The organism is Fluviicoccus keumensis (assembly GCF_004217445.1).
GTDB lineage: Bacteria > Pseudomonadota > Gammaproteobacteria > Pseudomonadales > Moraxellaceae > Fluviicoccus > Fluviicoccus keumensis.
This window is the reverse complement of the sequence record NZ_SHKX01000010.1, coordinates 707,308-732,653: the sequence shown is the minus strand read 5'-3', so window position 1 is coordinate 732,653 and position 25,346 is coordinate 707,308. Positions and strand designations below refer to the sequence as shown.

The following is a 25,346-nucleotide window of genomic DNA, read 5'->3' as shown; positions in this document are numbered from 1 at the left end:
ATGACCCATCCTGAATTGCCTTGCCCGTTACGGGCCGGGAGGCGCCCATGAAGCGTCTCATCAACCGGCGTCCGTCCTGGCTGACGGCGCTGCTGCTCGGCCTCATTCCCTTCCTGGTCATCGGTCTGGTTTATCTGGGCGAGTCCAATGCTCGCCTGCTGGAAAACCCCGACGACCGCCTGCTGCCCTCCGCGATGCAACTGGTGGAGGGGGTGAAGATGATCGCCGTGGACGAAGACCCGCGCACCGGTCAGGTCATCCTCTGGGCCGATACCGCCGCCAGCCTGCAGCGCATCGGCATCGCCATGGGCGTCTGCACGCTGGCGGGGCTGCTGTTCGGCATGCTCAACGGCATGCTGCCTTATGTGCGCGCCGTCGCCTCGCCGCTGGTCACCGCCGTGTCGCTGGTGCCGCCGATGGCGATCCTGCCCATCCTTTTCGTCATCTTCGGGCTGGATGAACTATCGAAGGTGATGCTGATCGTCATCGGCATCGCGCCTTTCCTGATCCGCGACCTGCAAGGCCGCATCCGCGAGATTCCCGCCGAGATGATGATCAAGGCGCAGTCGCTGGGCGCGTCCAGCTGGCAGATCGCGCTGCGGGTGGTGCTGCCGCAAGTGCTGCCGCGCCTGATCGACAGTGTGCGTCTCTCCCTCGGTTCCGCCTGGCTGTTCCTGATCTCGGCGGAGGCGGTGGCGGCGGAGCAGGGCCTGGGCTACCGCATCTTCCTGGTCCGCCGTTTCCTGTCGATGGACATCATCCTGCCCTACGTGTTCTGGATCACCCTGCTGGCCTTCGTCATGGACCGCGCCCTGTATTACACCAATCGCGCCGCGTTCCCGTGGCTGGGCGGCCGCATGGCCAAGGAGGGCGCATGAGCTTCATTTCGATGAAACACCTGTGGAAGCACTACGGCCACAAGCCGGTGCTGGAGAACCTGACGCTGGACGTGGCGAAGGGCGAGTTCGTCAGCATTGTCGGCGCGTCGGGCTGCGGCAAGTCCACCTTCTTCCGCTTGCTGCTGGCGGAAGAACAGCCGACGCGCGGCCAGTTGTTGCTGAACGGCAAGGCATGGCCGAGCGAGCCGGATGCCGATCGCGGCGTGGTCTTCCAGCGCTATTCGGTGTTCCCGCACCTGACCTGTCTGCAGAACGTGCGGGTGGCGCTGGAGTTCCGTCAGTCGCCCTTGCTGGCGCGGCTGTTTGGCGGCGCGAAGAAGGAAGCGGACGAGCGGGCTATGGCGATGCTGGAGGCGGTGGGGCTGGCGCAGGCGCGCGACCGTTATCCGCACGAGATTTCCGGGGGAATGCAGCAGCGGCTGGCGCTGGCGCAGTCGCTGATCCGCGAGCCGGAGATCCTGCTGCTGGACGAACCCTTCGGCGCGCTCGACCCCGGCATCCGCGCCGACATGCACGAGCTGATGCGCGGCCTGTGGGAGAAGCACAAATTCACCGTGTTCATGGTCACCCACGACCTCAAGGAAGGTTTCGCGCTGGGCACGCGGTTGCTGGTCTTCGACCGCGTGCGCGTCGATCCGCAGGCCCCGGACGCCTACGGCGCCACCATCACCTACGACCTGCCGGTGCGCCGCCGCGACCGTCAGACCTACAACGAACTGTCCGCCGAAGTGCGGACGCGGATGCCGCTGTCGCGCGGCACCGATGTGCTGGAGGAAACCCCATGAGTGTCCGTTTTGCCGAAAACCTCGTTGTGCTGGACGAGACCCTGCGCGGCGGCATGAGTTGGTCGCTGGTGCTGAAGCGCGGCAATGCGCTGCGCCTGACCTCGCTGGGCGACGCCGCCAACGTGGCCGTGCTGCTGTTCAACGCTGACGACCGCCTCGACCGCTACAACATGCCCGACACCCTCAAGTGCCAACATACTTTCCGCCTGAGCACCGGCCATATCTGCTACTCCGACATGGGCCACGCGCTGGTGTCGGTGATCGGCGACAGCACCGGCTGGATCGACACTGTCGGTGGTGTCAGTACCCGCGAGTCGGTGACGGCGAAGCACGGCGAGGGCGATTACCAGAGCCTGCGCAACGACTGGCGGCGCAACGGCCGCGACCTGCTGCTGGTGGAGCTGGGCAAGCACGGCCTCGGCCGCCGCGATCTGGTGGCCAATCTCAATGTCTTCAGCAAGATCAGCATCGACGCCGACGGCAACATGAGCTTCGACCACACCCACGCCCCGGCGGGCAGCACCGTCGACCTGCGCGCCGACGCCAATGTGCTGGTGGTGCTGGCGGTGATTCCGCATCCGCTGGACCCCAACCCGGTGTACGCGCCGGTGGATGTGCGGGCGCAGGTCTGGGACTGCGGGCTGGCGGGCGAGGACGATGTCTGCCGCCTGTCCCGTCCCGAAAACGCGCGCGGGCTGGCGCTGACCGCCCGCTGTTTCTGCCAGCATGGCCATTGAGGAGACGGTGATGACTAAAGGTTTCTGCATCCGCGAAAGTGACCGTGATCCCGCCACCGCCCGTCACCGCGAGGTGGTGCGCGCCGGCGATTACTGGATTTACACCCTGAAGGCCGGGGAGACGCTGCGCATTGTTGATCTGGAAGGCAACCAGGCGGTGGACACGCTGTTCTTCGACGCCGCCGACCCGCATGACCGCTACAGCGCCGTCGACACGCTGCGCATGCAAGGCAATGTCTACCTGACCTGCGGTTCGAAGCTGCTGGCGCAGAGCGGCAACGTGTTGGTGGAGATCACCGCCGACACCTGCGGCCGCCACGACACGCTGGGCGGGGCCTGCGCCGCCGAGAGCAACCAGGTGCGCTACGCGCTGGAGAAGCGCTACATGCACAGCTGCCGCGACAGCTTCCTGCTGGCGCTGGCGGAACATGAGGAGCTGGGGCTGACGAAGCGCGACCTCGGCCACAACGTCAATTTCTTCATGAACGTGCCGGTGACGCCGGAGGGCGGCCTGACCTTTGCCGACGGCATTTCCGAGCCGGGCAAGTACGTGGAAATGACCGCCGCCCGCGATGTGCTGGTGCTGGTGTCGAACTGCCCGCAGCTCAACAACCCGTGCAACGCCTACAACCCGACGCCGGTGGAAATGGTGGTGTGGGCGGCAGCCTGAAAAGAACCTCGACCGGGACGACCCGGCGACGCAGCAACCCTTGGCGGGACGGCCTGCCGATGAGGAAACGATGTTCAGCAAAGTCCTGATTGCCAACCGCGGCGCCATTGCCTGCCGCATCATCCGCACCCTGCGCGCCATGGGTATTGCCTCGGTGGCGGTGTATTCCGAGGCTGACGCCGAGTCGCTGCACGTGGAACTGGCCGACGAGGCGCACTGCATCGGCGAGGGTCCGGCGGCGGGCAGCTATCTGCAGGTGGACAAGATCCTGGCCGTGGCAAAGGCTACCGGCGCGCAGGCGATCCACCCCGGCTACGGCTTCCTGTCCGAGAACCCCGATTTCGCCGAGGCCTGCGAAGCGGCGGGTATCGCCTTCATCGGCCCCACCCCGGCGCAGATGCGCGCCTTCGGCTTCAAGCACGAGGCGCGCGCGCTGGCGCTGGCCCATGAGGTGCCGTTGCTGCCCGGTTCCGGCCTGCTGGCCGACGCGGGCGTGGCGCTGGCGGAAGCGCGCCGCATCGGTTTCCCGGTGATGCTGAAGAGCACGGCGGGCGGCGGGGGCATCGGCATGCGGCTGATCTGGAGCGAAAGCGAACTGACCGAAGCCTATGCCTCGGTGGAGCGGCTGGCGCGCGCCAACTTCAAGGAAGCGGGCATCTTCCTGGAAAAGTATGTGGAACAGGCGCGGCACATCGAGGTGCAGATCTTCGGCGACGGCCAGGGCAACGTCATCGCCCTCGGCGAACGCGACTGCTCGGTGCAGCGCCGCAACCAGAAGGTGATCGAGGAAACCCCGGCCCCGCACCTCAGCGACGCGCAGCGCGCGCGGCTGTTCGAGGCCTCGGTACGGTTGGGCAAGGCGGTGGCCTACCGCTCGGCGGGCACGGTGGAATTCGTGCTCGACGCCGCCAGCGGCGAATTCTATTTCCTGGAGGTGAACACCCGCCTGCAGGTGGAACACGGCGTCACCGAGGAAGTGACCGGCGTCGATCTGGTCGAATGGATGATCCGCTGCGCGGCGGGCGAGCTGGCGCTGGTGCCGCCGGTGGCGAAGGGCGCGTCGATCCAGGTGCGTCTCTACGCCGAAGACCCGGCGCGCGACTTCCAGCCCTGCACCGGCCTGCTGACGCAGGTGCAGTTTTCGGAACAGGCGCGGGTGGAAACCTGGGTGCGGGCGGGCAACAGCGTCTCGCCGTTCTACGACCCGATGGTGGCGAAGCTGATCGTCACCGCCGACGACCGCGACGCCGCCGTGGCGAAGATGGCCGCCGTGCTGGCCGACACCGCCATCGCCGGTATCGAGACCAACCTGGATTACCTGCGCCAGATCATCGCCGACGCGGTCTTCGCCGACGGCCGCCAGACCACCCGTTACCTGAACACGCTGCTCTACCGCTCCGCCGCGCTGGAGGTGCTGGAGCCGGGTGTGCAGAGCACGGTGCAGGACTGGCCGGGCCGTCTGGGCTACTGGGATGTCGGCGTGCCGCCGTCCGGGCCGATGGACAGCTTCGCGCTGCGCCTGGCCAACCGGCTGGTGGGCAATGCCGAGGGCGCGGCGGCGCTGGAATGCACGCTCAGCGGCCCGGTGCTGCGCTTCCGCCATGACACGATATTCGCCGTCACCGGCGCCGACATGCAGCCGACGCTGGACGGAAAACCCGTGGCGCTGTGGCAGGCGCACCCGGTGACGGCGGGCAGCGTGCTGGCGCTGGGGGCGATCAAGGGCGGCGGCGGCCGCGCCTACCTGGCGGTGGCGGGCGGGCTGGACGTGCCGGAATACCTCGGCAGCCGCGCCACCTTCACCCTCGGCCAGTTCGGCGGCCATGCCGGGCGCACCCTGCGCACCGGCGACGTGCTGCGCGTCTTCGACGGCGCGGGTTGTAAACCGCATACGCTCGACACCGGCCTGATTCCTGCCTATGGCAAGGAATGGACCATCGGTGTGATGTACGGACCGCACGGCGCGCCCGATTTCTTCACCCCCGAGGACATCGACACCTTCTTCGCCACCGACTGGGAAGTGCACTACAACTCCAGCCGCACCGGCGTGCGCCTGATCGGTCCGAAACCGCAGTGGGCGCGCAAGGACGGCGGCGAGGCCGGGCTGCATCCCTCCAACATCCACGACAACGCCTATGCCATCGGCGCGGTCGATTTCACCGGCGACATGCCGGTCATCCTCGGCCCCGACGGCCCCAGCCTGGGCGGTTTCGTCTGCCCGGTGACGATAATCGACGCCGAACTGTGGAAGATGGGCCAGCTGCGGCCGGGCGACCGTATCCGTTTCTATCCGGTGACGCTGGAACAGGCCACGGAGATGGCGGCGGCCCGGGAAACGGCGGTTTCCACCCTCAAGGCCAGTCCCGCGCTGGTGTTGCCCGCCGAGGCCACGCGCGGCCAGCCGGTGGTGGCGCAGCGCGAAGCCTCCGCCGACCATGTCGGCGCGGTCTACCGGCAGGCGGGCGACCGCTACCTGCTGGTGGAATACGGCCCGCTGGTGCTGGACCTGGAACTGCGCTTCCGCGTGCACGCGCTGATGACCTGGTTCAAGGCGCGGGGGCTGCCCGGCCTGCTCGACCTGACGCCGGGCATCCGCTCGCTGCAGTTCCACTTCGACCCGGCGCGACTGCCGCGCGACCGCCTGCTGGCGCTGCTGGCGCAGGCCGAGGACGAGCTGGGCGCGGTGGACGACATGGAAGTGCCGACGCGCATCGTCCACCTGCCGCTGTCCTGGGATGACGCCGCCACCCGCCTCGCCATCGAGCGCTACATGACCGCCGTGCGCCCGGACGCGCCGTGGTGCCCCAGCAACATCGAATTCATCCGCCGCATCAACGGCCTGGACAGCATCGAGGCGGTGAAGAAGATCGTCTTCGACGCCAGCTACCTGGTGCTGGGGCTGGGCGACGTCTACCTCGGCGCGCCGGTGGCGACGCCGGTCGATCCGCGCCACCGGCTGGTCACCACCAAGTACAACCCGGCGCGCACCTGGACCCCGGAAAACGCCGTCGGCATCGGCGGCGCCTACATGTGCGTCTACGGCATGGAAGGGCCGGGTGGCTACCAGTTCGTCGGCCGCACCGTGCAGATGTGGAACCGCTATCGGGTGACGGAAGACTTCAAGGCCGGCACGCCCTGGCTTCTGCGCTTCTTCGACCAGATCCGTTTCTACCCGGTCAGCGAGGCAGAACTGCTGCAACTGCGCCATGATTTCCCCGCCGGGCGCTTCAAGCTGAAGGTCGAGGAACAGACCTTCCGCCTGAAGGATTACCGCGCTTATCTGGCCGAACATGCCGCTGAGATCGAGGCCTTCAAGAGCACGCAGCAGGCCTCGTTCGACGCCGAGCGCGAGCGCTGGAAGGCGGCCGGGCAGGCGGAATACCTCAGCGACGCGGTGATTGCCGAGGCCGGGCCGGACAGCGAGCTGGACCTGCCGGAAGGCGCGCGGCTGGTGGCCTCGCCGGTGGCCGGATCGGTGTGGAAGGTGATGGTCAAGGAAGGCGATGTGGTGAAAGCCGGGGAGACGCTGGTGGTGCTGGAGTCGATGAAGATGGAATTCCCGGTGGTCGCGCCCGTGGCGGGCACGGTGCACTGGATCGGCTGCAAGGAAGGCGGGCAGGCGCAGGCGGGGCAGGATATCGTGGCCTTGGCGACCTGATCCTCCCCTTAAACATCCCAAAAACCTGTAGGTCGGGCTTCAGCCCGACAACACTCTCCGATCGAAGGGCGATTGTCGGGCTGAAGCCCGACCTACAGCCCGACCTACAGAGGTGAGGAGGTTCCATGTCGCAAATTCTGGGAATTCGACCCTTACTCACTGCCACCCACCGCTACGACAAGTCCCTCTCCACCCGTCACCGGGGGCAGGGCGAGATCATCGAGGCCCCGGTGCTGGCCTGGCTGGTGGAAACGCGCAACGGCCGCATCCTCTACGACGTCGGCTGCGATTACCGCAAGCTGGCCGATCCCGTGCTGCGTGACCGCTACTACAACCCCGAAGAATTCCCCTTCGGCCCGCCCGACATGCGTGAGGACCAGCGCCTCGGCGCGCATCTTGCCCGGCTGGGCCTGACGCCGCGTGACATCGACGTGGTCTTCCTCGGCCACCTGCATTTCGATCACGCGGGCGGCCTGTGCGAGGTGGAGGGCTGCGAGCTGCATGTCCATGCCGACGAACTGGCCGCCGCGCGGGCGCAGGCGGACGGCGCGTACTTTGCTGATGAATTTCCTGAACACTATGCCTGGCGGCTGCAGACCGGCGAGTACGACCTCGTTCCCGGCGTGCGCGCGGTGGCGACGCCGGGACATACCGCCGGGCACATGTCGCTGGTGGTGGAACTGCCGGACAGCGGCCCGGTAATCCTCTGCGGTGATGCGGCGGATTTGCGGGAAAACCTGGAGGCGGAAGTGGCCCCCGGCCTGTGCTGGCAGGAACGGGAAGACATGGCGCTGGCGTCGATCCGTAAGCTGAAGGGATTGGCGCGGGACGCCGGGGCGGAGCTTTGGCCGAACCACGATATCGGGTTTTATCGGGCGAGGCTGGCGGATCGCGGGCGGATCTCGTAGGAGGGTCGGGAGTCGGATAAGATGCCCGGATTGACGGGAGAGATTGCGATGAAACTAAAGTTGACGTTGACGGCCTGCCTGGCCCTGGCCGCCGCGCCCGCGCTGGCGGGCGGGGAGATCCGCGGGGAAGTCGCCGACGCGCTGTTGCTGAAGTCGTCCTGGAACGAGGCCGGGCGTTTGCCGCAGCTGGCCGGGGCCCGGGTGACGCTGCAGACCCCGGCGGAACAGCCGGTGGCGCAGGCCGTGACGGACGGGCAGGGACGCTACCGGCTGGGTGATATCCCGGAAGGGGAGTATTGCCTGCTGGCGGAAAGCCCCGATTACCGTCCCTTCCTGCGCCGGGATATCCGGGTCCGGGAAGGGCGGGTGTTGCGCATCAATCTGGAACTGCTGCCCCTGAAGCTGCCGGATGTCCCGCCGGTGAACGCCGGGCCGCCGGAAACCGGCGGGGACAAGCCGGTATCGCTGGAGGATCTTTACATCGATCCGTCCAGGGTCCGCAAGCCTTAAAGGCTTTCCAGCTGCTCCAGCGACGTCAGGTACTCCGCCTCCACCTGATGCGTTTCCTCGTCCACCTTGCTCTTTTCCGCCAGCGCCTGTTTCAGTTTTGAAGCCTGCTTCGGCTCGTAGATCTCGCTGCCGTTCAGCAGGCCGATCAGTTCGGCCTGCTTCGCGTTCAGCGCATGCAGCCGCGCCTCCAGCTTTTCCACCTTCGCCTTCAGCGTCACCGGGTTAGGCTTTTTGCCGGAAGACGCTGCCGCCGCAGGCTTGCTTTCCACGACCGGTGCGGCAACCGCCGCCGTGGCCTGCTGCTTCGCCAGCACTTCCTGCTCGGCGCGCCACTTCTTCAGCCAGGTGGCGTAGTCCGCCAGCGAGCCTTCAAAGTCCATTACCTTGCCGTCGGCCACCAGCAGGAATTCGTCGCAGCAGGCGCTCAGCAGCAGCCGGTCGTGGGACACCACCACCAGCGCGCCCTGGAAGTCCTGCAGCGCCATGCTCAGCGCGTGGCGCATTTCCAGATCGAGGTGGTTGGTGGGCTCATCCAGCACCAGCAGGTTGGGGCGCTGCCAGACGATCAGCGCCAGCGCCAGCCGCGCCTTCTCGCCGCCGGAGAAATTCTCGACCGTGGTGGTGACACGGTCGCCCTGGAAGCCGAAGCTGCCGAGGAAGGCGCGCAGTTCCAGTTCCTGCACGCGCGGGGCGATGCGGGTCAGCGTCAGCAGCGGGCTGGCCTGCATGTCCAGATGGTCTACCTGATGCTGGGCGAAATAGCCGATGCGGGCATGCTCGCCCACCACGCGCTCGCCGGAAATCATCGGCAGCTCGCCGACCAGCGTCTTGATCAGCGTTGACTTGCCCGCGCCGTTCGGGCCCAGCAGGCCGATGCGTGATTCCGGGCTCAGGTTCAGCCGCACCTTGGTCAGGATCTTCTTGTCGCCATAACCGGCGACCACTTCATCCAGCCGCACCAGCGGATTGCACAGCTTGTGCGGCTCGCGGAAGCTGAAGCTGAAGGCGGAATCGACGTGCGCCGGGGCGATGTCGATCATGCGCTCCAGCTGCTTGATGCGGCTTTGCGCCTGGCGGGCCTTGGTGGCCTGGGCGCGGAAGCGGTCGATGTATTTCTGCAGGTGCGCCTTTTCCAGCTGCTGCTTCTCGAAGGCCTGCTGCTGCTGCGCCAGGCGCTCGGCGCGGGTGCGCTCGAAGGTGGAGTAGTTGCCGGTGTACAGCGTCATCTTCTGCTGTTCGATGTGCAGGATGTGGTCCACCGTGGCGTCGAGGAAATCGCGGTCGTGCGAGATCAGCACCAGCGTGCCGGTGTAGCGGTTCAGCCAGTCTTCCAGCCAGAGGATGGCGTCGAGGTCGAGGTGGTTGGTCGGTTCGTCCAGCAGCAGCAGGTCGGAGCGGCACATCAGCGCCTGCGCCAGGTTCAGGCGCATGCGCCAGCCGCCGGAGAAGCTGCGCACGTTGTTCTGCTGCTGTTGCTCGCTGAAGCCCAGTCCGGCCAGCAACTTGGCGGCGCGGGTGGGGGCGGTGTAGCCGTTGATGGCGTCATAGCGGCCGTAGAGATCGGCCAGCTTGTGGTCGTCCTGCTCGGTGTCGAGGGCGTCGTTGATCTCGCGCCATTCGCGGTCGCCGTCCAGCACGAAGTCGATGGCCTTGCGGTCCAGCGCCGTCACTTCCTGCGCCATGTGCGCCACCGTCCAGACGCCGGGGCGTTCCAGCTTGCCCGAGTCGACGCCGATGGTGCCCTGCAGCGCCGCGAAGAAGGTGGACTTGCCCGCGCCGTTTTCCCCGGTCAGGCCGATCTTCCAGCCCGGATGGATGGAGCCGCTGGCGTTGGCGAACAGGACGCGGCCGTTACGGCGCAGGGAAAGATCCTGGTAATTGATCATGAAGGCGGAACCGGGGCAGGAAAACGAGGGGCGCTATTGTAGCGGAGAAACGCGGCGGGCGATGCAGCCGCGCCCAAAGAGAAAGGGGCGCACAACGTGCGCCCCTTTCCGGTCAGGTCCGAAACGCGCAGGCGTTATTCGGGAGCCTTGTCGGCGGCCGGAGCTTCCGGAGCCGGAGCGGCCGAGGCTTCGGCGGCGGGAGCGGCCTTCGGCGCGGCGGGCTTGCGCGGGGCGCGCGGCTTCGGCGCGGCCGGGGCTGCGGCCGGCTTGGCGGCGGGGGCGCGGCGGGCCGGAGCCTTCTTCACGGCTTCTTCCACCTTGGCGACGGCGTCACCGGCGGCCTTGGTCACTTCTTCCGCCACCTTGGTGACTTCTTCGGCGACCTGCGAGGCTTCCTTCTTCACTTCGGCGGCAACCTTGGAGGCGCCTTTCTTGACATCGGCGGCGACCTTGGAGGCTTCCTTCTTCACGTCAGCGGAGAGCTTGGTGGCTTCCTTCTTGACGTCGGCGGAAATCTTGGTGGCTTCCTTCTTCACTTCGGAGGCCATCTTCACCGCTTCGTTCTTCACGTCGTTGGCGACATCGCTGACGTCCTTCTTCATCACGTCGGCGATGGCGTTGGCCGCTTCCTTGCCCTTGGCGAGCGTGCCTTGCAGGAAGGACTTCAGCTCGCTTTGCTGGAACATGGCCTTGGCCTTTTCATAGTCCTTCTTGGCGGCTTCGAGGGCGGCTTCGGCATGGGCCTGGGCGTCCTTCAGCAGCTTCAGCGCCTTGGTGTCGCCGGTTTTCATCTTGTCGGAAACCTGGCTCAGGATTTCCTGATAGCGGGTTTCGGCCTTCTTCACCAGCTTGCGGTAGGATTCCAGCAGCTTGTCGGTTTCCTTTTGGGCCTTGTCGGCCAGCTTCTGAACTTGCGCGGTGGTCTTCTCGACCAGCTTGTCGTTGGTCGACTTTTCGGCTTTCTTCTTGCCAGCCATGATGAATCTCCACAAGAGGTTTAGGGATACGCCTTAAAAGTAAACCAATCGGATGTCAAAAGCGAGAATCTGGTCGGACAATCCGTCTGTAACCGAAGGTGAACACGGGCGAGGTAGCTAATTTAACGGGGGGCAAGTATGCTCGACCGGTTTGCGATAACAACAACGCCGGAGTGTTTATGAAACGTCTTTTCCTGGTTGCCGCCCTGCTGGCGGCCGGTTCTGTCCAGGCGGCCGATAATACGGCCGCCGCTGCCTCCGCGACCGCAGCACCCGCTGCCGCCCGCGATGACGGCAATGTGTTTTACAGCATGGGCTTCATGACGGGCAAGAATGTCCAGTCCGCCATCGAAGGTCTGGATGTCGAGAAGTTCGTCGCCGGTTTCCGCGACGGTTATGGCGGCAAGCAGCCCCAGGTGGCGGAAGACACCATGCGCAAGCTGCTGACCGACTACAAGAACCGCCGCATGGAAGAAGACCAGGCCGCTTTCCAGCGCGCCGCCCAGGAGAACAAGGCCAAGGGTGAAGCTTTCCTGGCCGAGAACGCCAAGAAGGCCGGCGTGAAGGCCACGGCTTCCGGCCTGCAGTACGAAGTGCTGCGCGAAGGCACGGGCGCCAGCCCCAAGGCCTCGGATACCGTGGAAGTCCACTACGAAGGCAAGCTGATTGACGGCACCGTTTTCGACAGCTCGATCGCCCGCAACCAGACCGCCACGTTCCGTCTGGACCAGGTCATTCCCGGCTGGACCGAAGGCGTGCAGCTGATGAAGGAAGGCGCCAAGTACCGCTTCGTCATTCCCTCCGACAAGGGCTATGGCGAAATGGGCGCCGGAGCCATCCCGCCGAACGCCGTGCTGGTGTTCGAAGTGGAGCTGATCAAGGTGACGCGCGACGAGTCGGCCAAGGCCGCCGAGAAGCCCGCCGCCAAGAAGAAAGGCAAGTAAGCGTCGGCTTTCCGGCAAACAAAAAGGGCAGCCATCAGGCTGCCCTTTTTCATGGCGGGTTGTTCAGGCTTTGCGGAACAGCTGCCACAGGCAGACCACGGTGATGCCGCTGAACATGACCAGCGTCCATTCCGGCAGGCTGAGCCCCAGCCAGACCCAGTCCACCTTGGCGCATTCGCCGGAGCCGTGCAGCACCTTGCGGATCACATCCTGCATCGGAAAAGTCTGCATCCAGTAGTCCAGGCCGGGGCCGCAGGCGGGCACGTCTTCCGGCGGCAGGTGCTGCATCCACGAGTGGCGTCCGGCCACGCCCAGTCCGGCCAGCGCCGCCAACAGGGTGATCCCGGCATAGATGCGCCGCCCGATGGCCGCCGGATTGTGCAGGGCGGCCGCCAGGGCGCTGAAGCCGACGCCCATCAGCGCCACCCGCTGGAAGATGCAGAGCGGGCAGGGTTCGTAATGCTGGAAATGTTGCAGGTACAGGGCGAAGGCCATGCCGACGCCCATCAGCGCGAACAGGCCGAAATTGGTGAGGCGGGGCGAAGGCAGCTTCACGCCCCGCGCTGGTTCGGGTTTGGATTCCTGATTGACGGAATAGGGATTGGTCATAGGGATCGCCATGCTCGCGTTCGGATGAATGACCCCCGGTCCTGATAGCGCGGGGGCGGATGCCGCCAACTTAGGCATTCCCTGCCCGGGTCTCAAGTCGCTTTTGGTTAAGCGGCGTTATACGCCGCCAGGAAGTCGTCAAAGCCAAGCGTATCGGCCGCTTCCAGATCCGCCTGCGCCTGCAGCGAATCGGCGGTTTGTTGCCGGAACAGGGCTTCGCGTTCCGGGCTGAGGTTGCGCGCGCGGAACAGGTCGCGGTGTTCTTCCGCCACCGCCTTGCCGAAGGCGAAGAAGCTGTCGCCGTGCTCTTTCATGGCGTCCAGTACGCGCGCGGCATAGGTCTGCTCCGGACGGCCCAGCTTTTGCTGTTGTTCCAGGATGGCGGCGCTGTAGAGCCGGGTCTGGTGGGCCTGATCCAGCAGGGCGGCCACGTCGGCCATTTCCGCCAGCAGCCTGCCGGCCACGTCGGCAAACGCCACCGGATCTTCATCCACCAGCAGTTGCAGGCCCGGTTCGCGACCGCGTTCAACCATGGTTTCCTGGCGCTCGCCCAGGTGGGCGTATTCGGCCGGCGTGAACGGCGCTTCGCTGTACAGCAGCGAGTGCAGCGCGAACACCTCCAGGAAGTGGGCGGTGGGGCTGTCGATGCCGGTGGGGGCGAAGGGGTTGAGGTCGACACAGCGCAGTTCCACGTATTCGACGCCGCGCGAGCGCAGCGCCTGGGTCGGCTTCTCGCCGCGCAGGGTGGTGCGCTTCGGGCGGATCAGTCCGTAGTACTCGTTCTCGATCTGCAGCACGTTGGTGTTCATCTGCACGTAGTCGCCGTCGGCGTTCTTCACCCCCAGTTGCTCGAAGGCGGGATAGGGGGTGTGGATGGCGTGGCTGAGGTCGCGGATGTAGTGGTCGAGACGGTTGTAGGACACATGCAGGTCACGCTGCACGGTGTTCTGGTAGCCCAGTCGGCTCATGCGCAGCGAGGTGGCGTGCGGCTGGTACAGCGTGTGGCTGCCCAGGTTTTGCAAGCTGTGCTGGCGGCCGACGAGGAAGCAGGCGCATACCGCCGGGCTGGCGCCCAGCAGGTACAGCAGCAGGAAGCTGTGGCGCTGGAAGTTGCGCACCAGCGCGAAATATTTCTCGTTGATGAAGTCCTGGCGGGGACGGGCGTCGCTAAGGGCGGTCTGCCAGGCATCCCAGAAGCGGTCGGGGAAGGACAGGTTGTAGTGGATGCCCGCGATGGTCTGCATCTTGCGGCCGTAGCGGACGCCGAGGCCATGGCGGTACAGCGTCTTCAGGCGGCCGATGTTGGACGTGCCGTATTGCGCCAGCGGGATCTGCTCGTCGTCCAGGCCGATCATGCAGGGCATGGAATTCAGCCACAGGCGCTCCTCGCCCAGATGCCGGTAGACGTAGGTGTGCAGGTCGTCGAGGAAACCCAGGGTTTCGGCGATGCTGGCGGTAGCGGGGGTGATCAGTTCCAGTAGCGCTTCCGAATAGTCGGTGGTGATGTGCGGGTGGGTCAGCGCCGAGCCCAGGGCTTCTGGGTGCGGCGTTTGCGCGATCATGCCGTCGGGGGACATGCGCAGGGTTTCCTTCTCCAGGCCCCGCAACATGCCCTGGAGGACGTGGGGTTGCGGGCTCAGCCAGGTCAGTTGCTGCGTCAGGTGTGATTGCATGGGGCGGGTTCTCGGAAGACAGACAGACAAGATAGGGGCTTTTTGGGAAATTTCCAGTGTCAGTGTGGTGACAAGGAGGGTGTCCGCCTGCCGCGGGCCTTACTTTTCTCTTGGGAAAAGTAAGCAAAACCGTGTCCTTCGCCAAAACTCGCGGGCCGGGGTGCCTCTGTTTCACCGCCTCGCATCCATTGCTTCGCTGTCCGGGGTGTGGGCTCAAACAGTTGGCTGCGGACGGTGGTGAAACCGGCGAAGTTGGGTGGATGTGGGGTAGGTGGTTGATTTGCGGCTATGCTGTGTGGGTGATTCGTTTGCTATTCGGAGTGGGGGGTAAATGATGGATTCCGTGAATTCCGGTGAGGCGGTTCGTATTGCGGCACGCGTCGCCGATGTCGGCGGCATGCCGTTGCGGCGGGTGCTGCCCAGCCGCCACAAACGCCTGATCGGCGCGTGGTGCTTCCTGGACCACGCCGGTCCGGCCGATGTCCGCGACAGCGGCGGCATGCGTGTCGGGCCGCATCCGCATATCGGGCTGCAGACCTTTACGTGGATGATCGAGGGCGAGCTGATCCACCGCGACAGCCTGGGCTATGTGCAGCGCATCCGGCCGGGGCAGGTGAACCTGATGACGGCCGGACGCGGCATCGCCCATTCCGAGGAGTCGCCCGCCGACCGGCCGCCGCGCCTGCAGGCGGCGCAGCTGTGGATCGCGTTGCCGGAAGCGCAGCGTCATGGCGAACCGGCGTTCGAGCATTATCCGGAACTGCCGGGCCTGCTCCGCGATGGTTTTCAGGTGACGCTGCTGGTGGGCGAATGGCTGGGCCTGACATCGCCGGTGCGCGTGCATTCACCCCTGCTGGGCGCGGACCTGACGGCGACCGGCGCGGCCGCGACCACGCTGCCGTTGTGCCCGGATTTCGAATACGGGGTGATGGTGCTGGAAGGCGGGGCGACGGCGGCCGGGGAAGCGTTGCAGCCCGGCGAACTGCTGGCGCTGCCCATCGGTCGCGATTCGCTGGCCATGCACAGCGACGGGCCGGTGCGCCTGCTGCTGATCGGCGGCGCGCCTTTGGGGGAAGAGATCCTGGTGTGGTGGAATTTCGTGGCGCGGCGCGCGGAGGAAGTGGCGGAGGCCACGGCACAGTGGAACGCCGGAACGCATTTCGGCGAGGTGGCGGGGTTTGACGGCCCGCGTCTGGTCGCGCCGCCGCTGCCCTCGAACCTGAAACCGGCGGGTTAGGCCGGGGCGGGGACGGCGGCGTACTGACCCGGCGTCAGCCCCGTCCACAGCTTGAAGGCGCGGATGAAGGCGCTGGCCTCGGCAAAGCCGAGTTGCAGCGCGATTTCCTGCAGTGACAATTCGCCCCGCGCCAGCAGCTGCACCGCCCGCTCGCGGCGCAGGCCGTCCTTGATCTCCTGATAGTGGCTGCCTTCCTGCAACAGCTTGCGGCGCAAGGTGCGGCCCGTCATCCAGAAATGCTGCGCCACCGCCTCCAGGTCGGGAAAGCCGGCGGCCATGTCCTCGGCGATCAGTTCCCGCACCCGTTGCGTATAGCTGCCGTGGAATACCGGTTTCACCAGGAACGCGCCGGGCAGCGTCGGCAACAGCGCTTGCAATTCCGCTGCGCTGCGTTTCACCGGCCGGTGCAGCCAGCCCGCGTCGAACACCAACGCGTTGCGCGCCTGCCCGAATTGCAGCGCGCAGGGAAACAGCGTCGGGTATTCGCGTACGTGCGCCGGGGCTTCATGCATGAATTGCGCGGCCTGCAGGTGGATGCGTTCGCGGATCAGCCAGCCCGCCAGGCGGCTCCACATCACCAGCATGAATTCCAGCAGGAAATGGTCGGGGTCGCGCGTCGGGTCTTGCAGCTGCATCCACAGGAAGGCCTGTCCGTTCTCGACGGTGACGCCCAGCGCCAGCGAATCGTTGGCGACACGGTAGAAGCGGCTGCATTTCGCCAGCGCCTCGCCGAGGGTGGCGGTGTGGATCACCAGCTCCGCCATCAGCGCGAAGGCCCCGACCGGACAGGGACGGCTGGTCAGGCCGAGGAATTCGTCGTCCAGCGCGCGCCAGACGGCTTTCACCAGTTCAGCATATTGCAGCGGCGGGATGCGCGCCGGCAGGCCGTCGTCCAGCCCGGCCTGCGCCAGCAGCGGCGCCGGGTCCCGTCCTTGGCGGACGGCCCCGTGCAGGGCGACGCCGACATAGTGCGCGGCGATGGTGTGGTGCTGGATCAGCATGGTGTCGTCCGTTTCAGCCGGTCAAAACGGCGGTTTTCGCGGGTTAAATGGCCAATATGGCGCTTATCAAGCGCTAGGTTGTCCGTTTTGGTCAATGAATTCAACCTTTTCATCATTGAGACGGCTGGCGGCTTCGGGGAAACTGGCTAGGCTTGCTGTATCAGCCGCAGGCCCCTCCAATTCCGTTGCAAGCCAGAGACGCATCCCATGACGAACGCCCCCGCCAAGAACGCTGTCTACACCCCTAACCACAAGGTCCGTTTCGTGACCGCCGCCAGCCTGTTCGACGGCCACGACGCCGCCATCAACATCATGCGCCGCATGATCCAGGCGACCGGCTGCGAGGTGGTGCACCTGGGGCACAACCGTTCGGTGGACGAGATCGTCAACTGCGCCTTGCAGGAAGACGCGCACGGCATCGCCCTCAGTTCCTATCAGGGCGGCCACAACGAATTCTTCAAGTACATGATCGACCTGCTGAAGGAACGCGGCATCGGCCATGTGCAGGTCTTCGGCGGCGGCGGCGGCGTCATCGTCCCCAGCGAGATCAAGGAGCTGATGGACTACGGCGTCAACCGCATCTTTTCGCCGGAAGACGGTGCCACCCTCGGCCTGCAAGGGATGATCAACCTCTGCGTGCAGAACAGCGATGTGGATCTGGCGCACGCCTATCCCGCCGATGCTTCCGGCCTGTTCGCCGACGATGTCTTCACCCGCCACCGCACGCTGGCTCGGCTGATCACGGCGCTGGAAGCGGGCACGCTGCCCTGGCGCGACCAGCTGGTGGAACAGGCGGCGCAGAAGGCCATTCCCGTGCTGGGCATCACCGGCACCGGCGGCGCGGGCAAGTCCAGCCTCACCGACGAACTGCTGCGCCGTTTCCGCCTCGACTACGATGATGCGCTGAAGATCGCCGTCATTTCCATCGATCCGTCGCGGCGCAAGTCGGGCGGGGCGCTGCTGGGCGACCGCATCCGCATGAACGCCATCCACCACCCGCACATCTACATGCGCTCGCTGGCGACGCGCGACGCGGGCAGCGAAATCAGCAAGGCGCTGCCGGACGTGATCGCCGCCTGCAAGGTGGCGGGGTTCGACCTGATCATCGTCGAAACCTCCGGCATCGGCCAGGGCGACGCGGCGATCGTGCCCTTTGTCGATACCTCGCTGTACGTGATGACCCCGGAATTCGGCGCGGCCTCGCAGCTGGAAAAGATCGACATGCTCGACTTTGCCGATGTCGTCGCCATCAACAAATTCGACCGCAAGGGAGCCAAGGATGCCCTGCGCGATGTCAGCAAGCAGGTGCAGCGCAACCGCGAAGCCTTCATGCAATCCCCGGACACCATGCCGGTGTTCGGCACCATCGCCGCCCGCTTCAATGACGACGGCGTCACCGCGCTGTACCACCACGTGAAGTCGCTGCTGGCGGGCAAGAACCTGGTCACCGCCGGCAGCGGCAACCTGCCCGGCGTGGCGGTGCGGTGCTCCAGCCAGCAAAGTAGCATCGTGCCGCCGTCGCGGGTGCGCTACCTGGCCGAGATCGCCGACACCGTGCGCGGCTATCACCGCTATGTGGACACACAGGCCGGGTATGCGCGGCAACGGCAGCAGCTGTCCGCCGTGATCGGCCTGCTCAACGGCTCGCCCACCACGGCGGAACTGCAGCCCTTGCTGCAAAAGGCCGACCACCATCTTTCCGCCGAATCCCGCCAGTTGCTCGACCGCTGGCCGGAACTGGTGAAGACCTACGCTGGTGACGAACTGGTGGTGAAGATCCGCGACAAGGAACTGCGCACGAAGCTGACCCATATCAGCCTTTGCGGCACCCGCATTCCCAAGGTGGCGCTGCCGCGCTTCAGCGACCACGGCGACCTGCTGGCCTGGCAGCTGCGCGAGAACCTGCCCGGCGAATTTCCGTTCACGGCGGGCGTGTTCCCCTTCAAGCGCGAAGGCGAGGACCCCACCCGGATGTTCGCGGGCGAAGGCGATGCCTTCCGCACCAACGCCCGTTTCAAGAAAGTGTCCGAGGGCATGCCCGCCAAGCGCCTGTCCACCGCCTTCGACTCGGTGACGCTGTATGGCAACGACCCGGCCGAGCGCCCGGACATCTACGGCAAGATCGGCAACTCCGGCGTCTCCATCGCCACGCTGGATGACATGAAGGTGCTCTATTCCGGCTTTGACCTGACCGATCCGGCCACCTCGGTGTCGATGACGATCAACGGCCCGGCGCCGACCATCCTCGCCTTCTTCGTCAACACCGCCATCGACCAGAACGTGGACAAGTTCGTGGCCCAGCATGGCCGCCAGCCGGACGCCGAGGAGCGCGCGCGCATCCGTAAGTGGACCCTGGAAAACATGCGCGGCACGGTGCAGGCCGACATCCTCAAGGAAGACCAGGGCCAGAACACCTGCATCTTCTCCACCGAATTCAGCCTGAAGGTGATGGGCGACATCCAGCAGTTCTTCACCGCCAACAAGGTGCGCAACTTCTACTCGGTGTCGATCTCCGGCTACCACATCGCCGAAGCGGGCGCGAACCCGATCTCGCAGCTGGCGTTCACGCTGGCCAACGGCTTCACCTTCGTGGAAGGTTATCTGGCGCGCGGCATGAGCATTGACGATTTCGCGCCCAACCTGTCGTTCTTCTTCAGCAACGGCATGGACCCGGAATACACGGTGATGGGTCGCGTTGCCCGTCGCATCTGGGCGGTGGCGATGCGCGAGAAGTACGGCGCCAACGAACGCAGCCAGAAGCTGAAGTACCACATCCAGACCTCCGGCCGTTCACTGCACGCGCAGGAAATCGACTTCAACGACATCCGCACCACCTTGCAGGCGCTGATCGCGATCTATGACAACTGCAACAGCCTGCACACCAACGCTTACGACGAGGCGATCACCACCCCGACCGAAGAAAGCGTGCGCCGGGCGATGGCGATCCAGCTGATCATCAACCGCGAGTGGGGGCTGGCGAAGAACGAGAATCCGAACCAGGGCAGCTTCATCCTTGATGAGCTGACCGATCTGGTGGAAGAGGCGGTGCTGAAGGAATTCGAGGCGATCAGCGAGCGCGGCGGCGTGCTGGGCGCGATGGAGACCGGCTACCAGCGCGGCAAGATCCAGGAAGAGTCGATGCACTACGAGCACCTGAAGCATTCCGGGGAATTGCCGATCATTGGTGTGAATACCTTCCGCAATCCGAAGGGCGATTCGACGCCGCAGACGCTGGAACTGGCGCGCTCGACGGATGACGAGAAGCAGTCGCAGCTGCACCGGCTGGCGGAGTTCCAGCGCCGCCATGCCGAGGTGGCGCCGGGGGCGCTGGCGCGGTTGCAGCAGGTGGCGATTGAAGGCGGGAATATCTTCGAGGAGCTGGTGGAGACGGTGCGGGTCTGTTCGCTGGGGCAGATTACCGAGGCGCTGTTTGCGGTGGGGGGGCAGTATCGGCGGAATATGTGAGTATCGCCCTTTCGCTCGGATTGTCAGTCAGGGATGTCTTATCTAGACTCGCCAGATTGCAGTTTGCAACATGACCGCCTTCGGGCGGTTTTTTCTTACTGGATGCAAGGACGGGTAAATCCTATGACTACAGGGAATCATTCAGCCAAAGCCGTCGATACCGGCGTCGACCTTCCGTTTTTACTTGCGCGAGTTCACTCCGAATTGGCCAGCTGGTTCCATACCCAGATGCCGCGCTTTCAGGGCGATGTTGATGTATTGCATCAGGAACTATTGAAAATTCTCGATGTACAAACCGATGAGCGAAGCACCTTGCATGTCGCGACCGTGCTGATGTGTGTGGGAAATCCGGTAGGCACCCGTCTGTTTCTGGCGGCACTGGGCCGCAGGGATGGCCGCGACAGTGCGTATGCGATCAATGAACTCAACCGCATCTGGTGGGCGTTTCGCATGCCCTCCGGCAAGCAAGAGTGGCCCTTGCCGGTGGAGTGTGTTGTCGAAGCCATTGCTTCCTATTTGTCCTGTCTTGATACCACGGCAGGCGGACATGCTTTCCGCTTTTGTATCGATTTTGGCGTTGAAGCTGCGCGGCCATTTCTTCAGCCGCTAATGCACCATTCCGATCAGGCAATTCGGGCTACAGTGATTGAGGCGTTGTTGGGCAGTGGCTTTGATGATGGCGCGGTGAATGCGGCAGTCGGCCAGTTTATCGCGTTGAGGGAAGCGATTGACGATGTTTGTCTTGGGTATGCGTTGCGTTACGCTAAGGCCTTACAACAGGGCATGCCATTGGCTTGTCCGGAGACCAGGTCCGCTTACCTGCGATCCGTCCTGCAAGTTCTTAACGCGACCCGGGCATTTCCCGGCCTTGAAGCACTGACCATGCAGGCAGCGTCAATCGGTTATCTGGAAGTCTTGCTGGGTATTGTTGTTGATGCCAAGCCGGAAGGCGCGGCTGCTGTGTTGGCAGACTGGTGTTCCGACTCTCGACTTTCACCGGCCATGCGTGCTGTTGCTGTGGAGGCGACGGCGCGGTATTCCGGCGTGCTGCCCCGACAGGCCTCGCGAGTGTTGGTCGAGTTGGCAGGTGAGCATACATTGCCAAAACCACTGACTGACAAGCATATCCGTGCCTTATCCGGGTTGTTGGGAGTGGACGCGCTGGAAGGGCTGCTGGCGGCTCTGGATTCAAAATCCTGGAGCGGAGTGGCGTCTATTTGTCTGCGCGAACAATTGCCGATCATGCTGCAGGCAGGGCATCAGTCGCGGCTTCTGGATGCGCTCCGGGGCTGGATTCGCAAGGGGAATTGCTCCAGCGTCATAGCACAGATCATGGTGGAGCTTGGTGATCAATCGGAGGCGGTTATTGGGGCGATGGAGCCGTGGCAGGCGATGAACTTCTACTGGAAACAGCAAGGCCTCACATTGCAAGATGTTGGCCATGGACTTATCGAGGCCGGGGCTATGGATAGTATGGACCACGACTTTGGGGCGGATCTTTGGCAGAGTGGTGAATCGATGATTTATGAGCTCTTGCACCGAGGCGGAGATCGTTGCGGGATTGAGTGTATTCGCGATGACGGCTTCAATCCGCAGCATCAGGAGCTCTTTGGCAAGCTTGCACGTATTGCCAGGCCATCCTTATCAATCAATGGCCTTGAGCAGATGAGTGATGAGGAGTATCTGGCGTTGGGCATGCCGGATATCGGCTTGTACTGGGTAGAGGATGGTGTCATACGACTCGCATCGGCCGATCATGTCGAACGTCTCCGGCAAGCAAGTTGCGATGGCATTGTCAGTATTGTCCGATACAGCTATTTGGGAAGTGATTACTCCTTTGTCGTAGAGCATCGTGGAACCTGGATGGACACCAAGGCGGTTTTCGAGGCATTTAATGGATTTATGGCTGCCATCGGCCGAGCGGATCGCGCTTTTATTATCAATGAATGGGATGACTACTGGATTTCTTTCACCTGCGCCCACAAAGACAAATTCCCGGAAATCGCCAGAAAGCTTTATATCCCGTTCAAGTATGTCGGGTAGGAGAGGAGTTATCCGCACAAACCTGCCAACCCACGCTCCAGCGCGGCGTTCACCTCACCCCGTTCCCTCACCAGATTCACCTGCATAGCCACCTCCGACAACTCCAGCAAGCGCGCATCCACCGGATACCGCCCGCGCTCCTGCAACCATTCCAGCACCTTCGCCAGATGCCAGATTGCCGAACTTCCCTCATGCACCGGCAACGGAAACGACCCCGGATTGCTAAGGATAAGCTTGCGCATGTTCTGGCGCGAAAAACCCAGCAAGTCCGCTACATCCGTAATCCCGACGTAATCCGGCGTTGCCTCAATTAACCGCGCTTCCGGAATAGCGCTTTTGACATCCGCCAATGCGCTCCGCATCGCCTCGTACGCGGACGGTGCCTCCCGACAGAAATCCAGCGCGATACGCCCGCTCGCCCCCACACCGATCAGGGCATCTTCACAGCCATTGGCAGCCAGTTCAGCCACGTAGGCATCCGGATCGGCACCGGTATCCGTCAGGCCGAACTTCAGCGTGAACTCATACTCTTTCATGCCTGTTCCTCCCCGCCCTTGCGATGGATGCTGCAGTTATCGACAACCCGCCGGATTTGCCGGGCATGATTTCCGGCGCTTTTCGGCGTACTCCAAATACTGGAAATGCAGAATTCACCGCAACGGCAGTCCTTGTCGTTGTAGGGGCAATATAGCTTTCCCCATGCATGTGAACCGCCTGTTTCTACCCGCCAACCCTGGCGTTCAGCATGTCGCAGGGCGTCCTCGATTTCCTTTTTGGGGTGAATGCTGCGTGACATACGGGCCTTCCTTGGCAATGTTGTTCAATCTAGAAGAGATGGAGGTAGTTGTCAATTGACAACTATGGGCGGTTGCCCCTACATGAGCCTACTCCTCCCGTTCCCACACCTGCATCACCAGATCAATGCCTTCCGCTCCGGTAAAGTGGGTTTCCACCCGCGCTTGCCGGAAGCGGTCGCTGTCCTCCAGCTGACGGCGGCTTTCCTGAATCACCCCTTCATCGTTGGCGTGGATGGTCACCCGGAACCCGTCTTCATAAGGTTCAACCCGGGTCAGCGCCGCGCCGTCCGGCAGCAGCGTCGTCACCTGTTGCGCGATGCCCGCCGTGGAGGTGGCGGACGGCTTCGGCCGCAAGCCCAGCAGCACCGTCATCCGCCAGCCCTGCGCCGCATCGCCGTCCAGGCTCTGAATGTCGATGTGGTGGAAGCGCGCCGCGTCACGGGTGGCCTGGAAGAAGCCGTTGAACGGCGCGGTGGTTTTCCCCGTCAGCGTGACGAATACGCCGCCGCCGTTCAGTGTCGGTGTCACGCTATCCACGGTCAGTCCGGCAATCCCCAAGGCGTTGATGGCGTCGCGGACTTCACCGGTGCGGCTGTCACTGTCGTGGACGAAGGTCAGCCCTTCCGGGGAAACGGTCCGGGAAAATCCGTGGTTCCACGGGCGGGCGGCGGCGTCAGGCGCCGCAGGAGCCCAACGCTCCCAGCGCGCCTCGGTCTTTTCGCCGAAGGGCAGGGGAATGCAGAGGCCGTAACGGCAGACCTTGCCCAGTACGATGCCGCTGGAATGGGTGCTGTGCACGATCAGCCCGCCCTGGCTGTCGCGGGCGAAGCGGATTTCGCCGTCGGTATGCAGGTTGCCGTCAGCATCGGCCACCACGCGGCGCGTGACCAGCCAACCGCTGTCGCAATGGTACTGGGCGTTGGCCCAGTACAGGGCGTGACTGCCGGCGGGCAGGCCATAACCTTCAAAGCGTTTTTCGTAATCGGCGTCGTTCAGGGCGCGGAATTCTTCAGACCAGCGCGTTTCCGGGGAAAAAGGCCCCGGCTGTCCGTCGCGGCCGCGATCCGGACTTTGTTTCGCCGTCCAGTCCTGCAGGGTTTGCAGCGACCGCCCCCAGCGCAGCAACAGGTGGTTGGCCGGGTCGCCGCTCAGGTTGAGGGTGGTCCATGGCCAGGTCCCGGCCTCCTTGCCGAGGGACTCGGCGAAGGCGCTTTCCGCCAGCAACGTCGGCTGGCCGGCGGCGGGTTTGGGGTTCAGGTACGTGCCGTCCAGCGACGGGCAGCCGCGCCAGGCGGTCTTCACTTCCGGCCAGCCCTCGGGGTAATGGTCGCAGGCGGTCAGGGAAAGCGGCAGCAGCAGGACGGCCAGCCGCCGGAAGGGTCGTTGGTGGATCAGCGCCATCGTTCAGCGACCCCCGAAGCCCCGGATCACCTTGATCAGAGCGGCTTTCTGCTCGCTGTTCAGCGTGTCGCGGAACGGCGGCATGATGCGCGGGCCGTCGTTGATTTGTTCCAGGATGTCGTTGTCGCTCATCTTTTTCTGCCAGGCGGGGCTGGTGAAGTTACGCGCGAAATAGAGATAGCCGCGCCAGTTGTCGGCCTGACCGGTTTCGGCGTGGCACTTGGCGCAGTGTTCCTTGTACAGGGCCGGGCCATCGACGGCGGCGCCGGCGGCGGTGGTCAGCAGCAGGGTGGCGCCGAACAGGGCGCGGCGGACGAAAAGGCGGGGCATGGCGATATCCTTGCTGGAGAGGGTAGAGGCCGCCAGAGTGACAGGTTGCGCGTCGGTGAACAACGGCCAATCGCCACTCCGGCGGTTGCAGCGTGATTACCCGCGTGACGGGGCGGGCTTGAACTCGGGTACGGTGTTTTTCACCGCCGGTTGCGCCATCAGGAAGCGGAACAGCGCCTTCAGGTCATGGTCGTCCAGACGGCTGACCGCTTGCCACGGCATCGGCGGCAGGATGGGGCGGCCGTTGCCCAGATGCTTGCCGGTTTTCATCGCCTGGCTGAATTGCGCCAGGGTCCAGTTGCCGATGCCGGTGTCCTTGTCCGGGGTCAGGTTGGCGGAATAGCTGATGCCCCACGGGCCGTAGAAGGCGGTCATGCTGGCCGAGCCGCCCCAGATCCACGGGCCGGAGGGAGCGGGCGGCGGCGGCAGCGCCTGATCCTGCGGGTGGCCGGACAGGCCGCGCGCCAGGTCGGGTTCCGGGCCTTTCGCGCCCATTTTCATTGGAGTGTGGCAATCGGCGCAGCCCATGATGCCGGCCAGATGACGGCCGCGTTCAATCTCGTTGCCCTTGGCCAGGGCGGCGGCGGGTTGCAGGGCGATCAGGGTCAGGCAGGCGGCCACCAGGGGCAGCGCCGGGGCAAAGCGTGGGGGTTGCATGGGTTGAGTCTCCTTACCCGGGTAACGGCTGACAGGGGCGTCCGTGCCGGACGGGCTCTTGTTGTGAAAGGGCGGACGCCCTTCGAAGACTAGCATTCACCGGCGGGAATTCAAGCGATGTCAGGCCGGAAATGGCATGCCAACCCAGCGGAAATTGGT

At 64.6% G+C, this 25,346-nt stretch carries 20 protein-coding genes; 11 read left to right on the top strand and 9 right to left on the bottom strand.

Annotated features, from left to right (window positions below; translation table 11 throughout):
* The first annotated feature begins 47 nt into the window (after positions 1 to 47).
* The 7 genes from EV700_RS04370 to EV700_RS04340 all read left to right on the top strand — a co-directional run bounded on the left by EV700_RS04370 (position 48) and on the right by EV700_RS04340 (position 8,167).
* Complete coding sequence (locus EV700_RS04370) at positions 48 to 878, top strand: ABC transporter permease (RefSeq protein ID WP_130411118.1); 831 nt, start codon at positions 48 to 50, stop codon at positions 876 to 878.
* Complete coding sequence (locus EV700_RS04365) at positions 875 to 1,684, top strand: ABC transporter ATP-binding protein (RefSeq protein WP_130411117.1); 810 nt, start codon at positions 875 to 877, stop codon at positions 1,682 to 1,684. Before EV700_RS04370 ends, EV700_RS04365 begins: the two co-directional genes overlap by 4 nt.
* On the top strand, positions 1,681 to 2,421 hold the full coding sequence (locus tag EV700_RS04360) for an urea amidolyase associated protein UAAP1 (protein WP_130411116.1): 741 nt from the start codon (positions 1,681 to 1,683) through the stop codon (positions 2,419 to 2,421). The genes EV700_RS04365 and EV700_RS04360 overlap by 4 nt, the downstream gene beginning before the upstream one ends.
* A gap of 10 nt (positions 2,422 to 2,431) precedes the next feature.
* On the top strand, positions 2,432 to 3,091 hold the full coding sequence (locus tag EV700_RS04355) for an urea amidolyase associated protein UAAP2 (protein ID WP_130411115.1): 660 nt from the start codon (positions 2,432 to 2,434) through the stop codon (positions 3,089 to 3,091).
* A 70-nt stretch (positions 3,092 to 3,161) separates the two neighbouring features.
* On the top strand, positions 3,162 to 6,749 hold the full coding sequence (gene uca, locus EV700_RS04350; RefSeq protein WP_130411114.1) for an urea carboxylase: 3,588 nt from the start codon (positions 3,162 to 3,164) through the stop codon (positions 6,747 to 6,749).
* A 125-nt stretch (positions 6,750 to 6,874) separates the two neighbouring features.
* Positions 6,875 to 7,657, top strand: coding sequence for an N-acyl homoserine lactonase family protein (locus EV700_RS04345; protein ID WP_130411113.1), 783 nt, complete (start codon positions 6,875 to 6,877; stop codon positions 7,655 to 7,657).
* Between the two features lie 48 nt (positions 7,658 to 7,705).
* On the top strand, positions 7,706 to 8,167 hold the full coding sequence (locus tag EV700_RS04340) for a carboxypeptidase-like regulatory domain-containing protein (protein WP_165391329.1): 462 nt from the start codon (positions 7,706 to 7,708) through the stop codon (positions 8,165 to 8,167).
* On the opposite strand, the gene EV700_RS04335 is transcribed toward EV700_RS04340, so the two are convergent.
* Positions 8,164 to 10,053, bottom strand: coding sequence for an ATP-binding cassette domain-containing protein (locus EV700_RS04335; RefSeq protein ID WP_130411111.1), 1,890 nt, complete (start codon positions 10,051 to 10,053; stop codon positions 8,164 to 8,166). The genes EV700_RS04340 and EV700_RS04335 overlap by 4 nt on opposite strands.
* Positions 10,054 to 10,187: 134 nt before the next feature.
* A complete protein-coding gene (locus EV700_RS04330; RefSeq protein WP_130411110.1) occupies positions 10,188 to 11,030 on the bottom strand; it encodes a hypothetical protein in 843 nt (280 codons plus the stop codon).
* 179 nt (positions 11,031 to 11,209) lie between these two features.
* Here EV700_RS04330 and bamJ point away from each other — a divergent pair, with 179 nt between their 5' ends.
* A complete protein-coding gene (bamJ, locus tag EV700_RS04325) occupies positions 11,210 to 11,974 on the top strand; it encodes a BamJ family beta-barrel-assembly machinery protein (protein ID WP_130411109.1) in 765 nt (254 codons plus the stop codon).
* 63 nt (positions 11,975 to 12,037) lie between these two features.
* Here the strand turns inward: bamJ and EV700_RS04320 are convergent, their stop codons facing one another.
* Positions 12,038 to 12,595, bottom strand: coding sequence for a disulfide bond formation protein B (locus tag EV700_RS04320; protein WP_423201203.1), 558 nt, complete (start codon positions 12,593 to 12,595; stop codon positions 12,038 to 12,040).
* A 95-nt stretch (positions 12,596 to 12,690) separates the two neighbouring features.
* On the bottom strand, positions 12,691 to 14,256 hold the full coding sequence (gshA, locus tag EV700_RS04315; protein ID WP_130411108.1) for a glutamate--cysteine ligase: 1,566 nt from the start codon (positions 14,254 to 14,256) through the stop codon (positions 12,691 to 12,693).
* A gap of 331 nt (positions 14,257 to 14,587) precedes the next feature.
* On the opposite strand from gshA, the gene EV700_RS04310 reads away from it, so the two are divergent.
* Positions 14,588 to 15,493, top strand: coding sequence for a pirin family protein (locus tag EV700_RS04310; RefSeq protein ID WP_207224570.1), 906 nt, complete (start codon positions 14,588 to 14,590; stop codon positions 15,491 to 15,493).
* Here the strand turns inward: EV700_RS04310 and EV700_RS04305 are convergent.
* Entirely contained in the window at positions 15,490 to 16,494 is a 1,005-nt protein-coding gene (locus EV700_RS04305) for an AraC family transcriptional regulator (RefSeq protein WP_130411107.1), read from the bottom strand. The two genes, EV700_RS04310 and EV700_RS04305, sit on opposite strands and share 4 nt — an antisense overlap.
* Before the next feature lie 207 nt (positions 16,495 to 16,701).
* On the opposite strand from EV700_RS04305, the gene icmF reads away from it, so the two are divergent.
* Positions 16,702 to 19,959: a fused isobutyryl-CoA mutase/GTPase IcmF gene (icmF, locus tag EV700_RS04300; protein ID WP_130411106.1), complete on the top strand. Its 3,258-nt coding sequence runs from the start codon at positions 16,702 to 16,704 to the stop codon at positions 19,957 to 19,959.
* 123 nt (positions 19,960 to 20,082) lie between these two features.
* Positions 20,083 to 22,002 carry a hypothetical protein gene (locus tag EV700_RS04295; protein ID WP_130411105.1) on the top strand — a complete coding sequence of 640 codons (1,920 nt, stop codon included), beginning with the start codon at positions 20,083 to 20,085 and terminating at the stop codon, positions 22,000 to 22,002.
* Between the two features lie 8 nt (positions 22,003 to 22,010).
* Here EV700_RS04295 and EV700_RS04290 read toward each other — a convergent pair whose 3' ends face one another.
* From EV700_RS04290 to EV700_RS04270, 4 genes are all read right to left on the bottom strand, one after another.
* The gene (locus EV700_RS04290; RefSeq protein WP_130411104.1) at positions 22,011 to 22,538 is read right to left on the bottom strand and encodes a helix-turn-helix transcriptional regulator; all 528 of its coding nucleotides are present in this window, start codon (positions 22,536 to 22,538) and stop codon (positions 22,011 to 22,013) included.
* Between the two features lie 348 nt (positions 22,539 to 22,886).
* Complete coding sequence (locus EV700_RS04280) at positions 22,887 to 24,200, bottom strand: hypothetical protein (RefSeq protein ID WP_130411102.1); 1,314 nt, start codon at positions 24,198 to 24,200, stop codon at positions 22,887 to 22,889.
* 3 nt (positions 24,201 to 24,203) lie between these two features.
* Positions 24,204 to 24,530 (bottom strand): c-type cytochrome, encoded by a 327-nt coding sequence (locus tag EV700_RS04275; protein ID WP_130411101.1) that lies wholly within the window; start codon positions 24,528 to 24,530, stop codon positions 24,204 to 24,206.
* Between the two features lie 96 nt (positions 24,531 to 24,626).
* Complete coding sequence (locus tag EV700_RS04270) at positions 24,627 to 25,187, bottom strand: c-type cytochrome (protein ID WP_130411100.1); 561 nt, start codon at positions 25,185 to 25,187, stop codon at positions 24,627 to 24,629.
* Between the last annotated feature and the right edge of the window lie 159 nt (positions 25,188 to 25,346).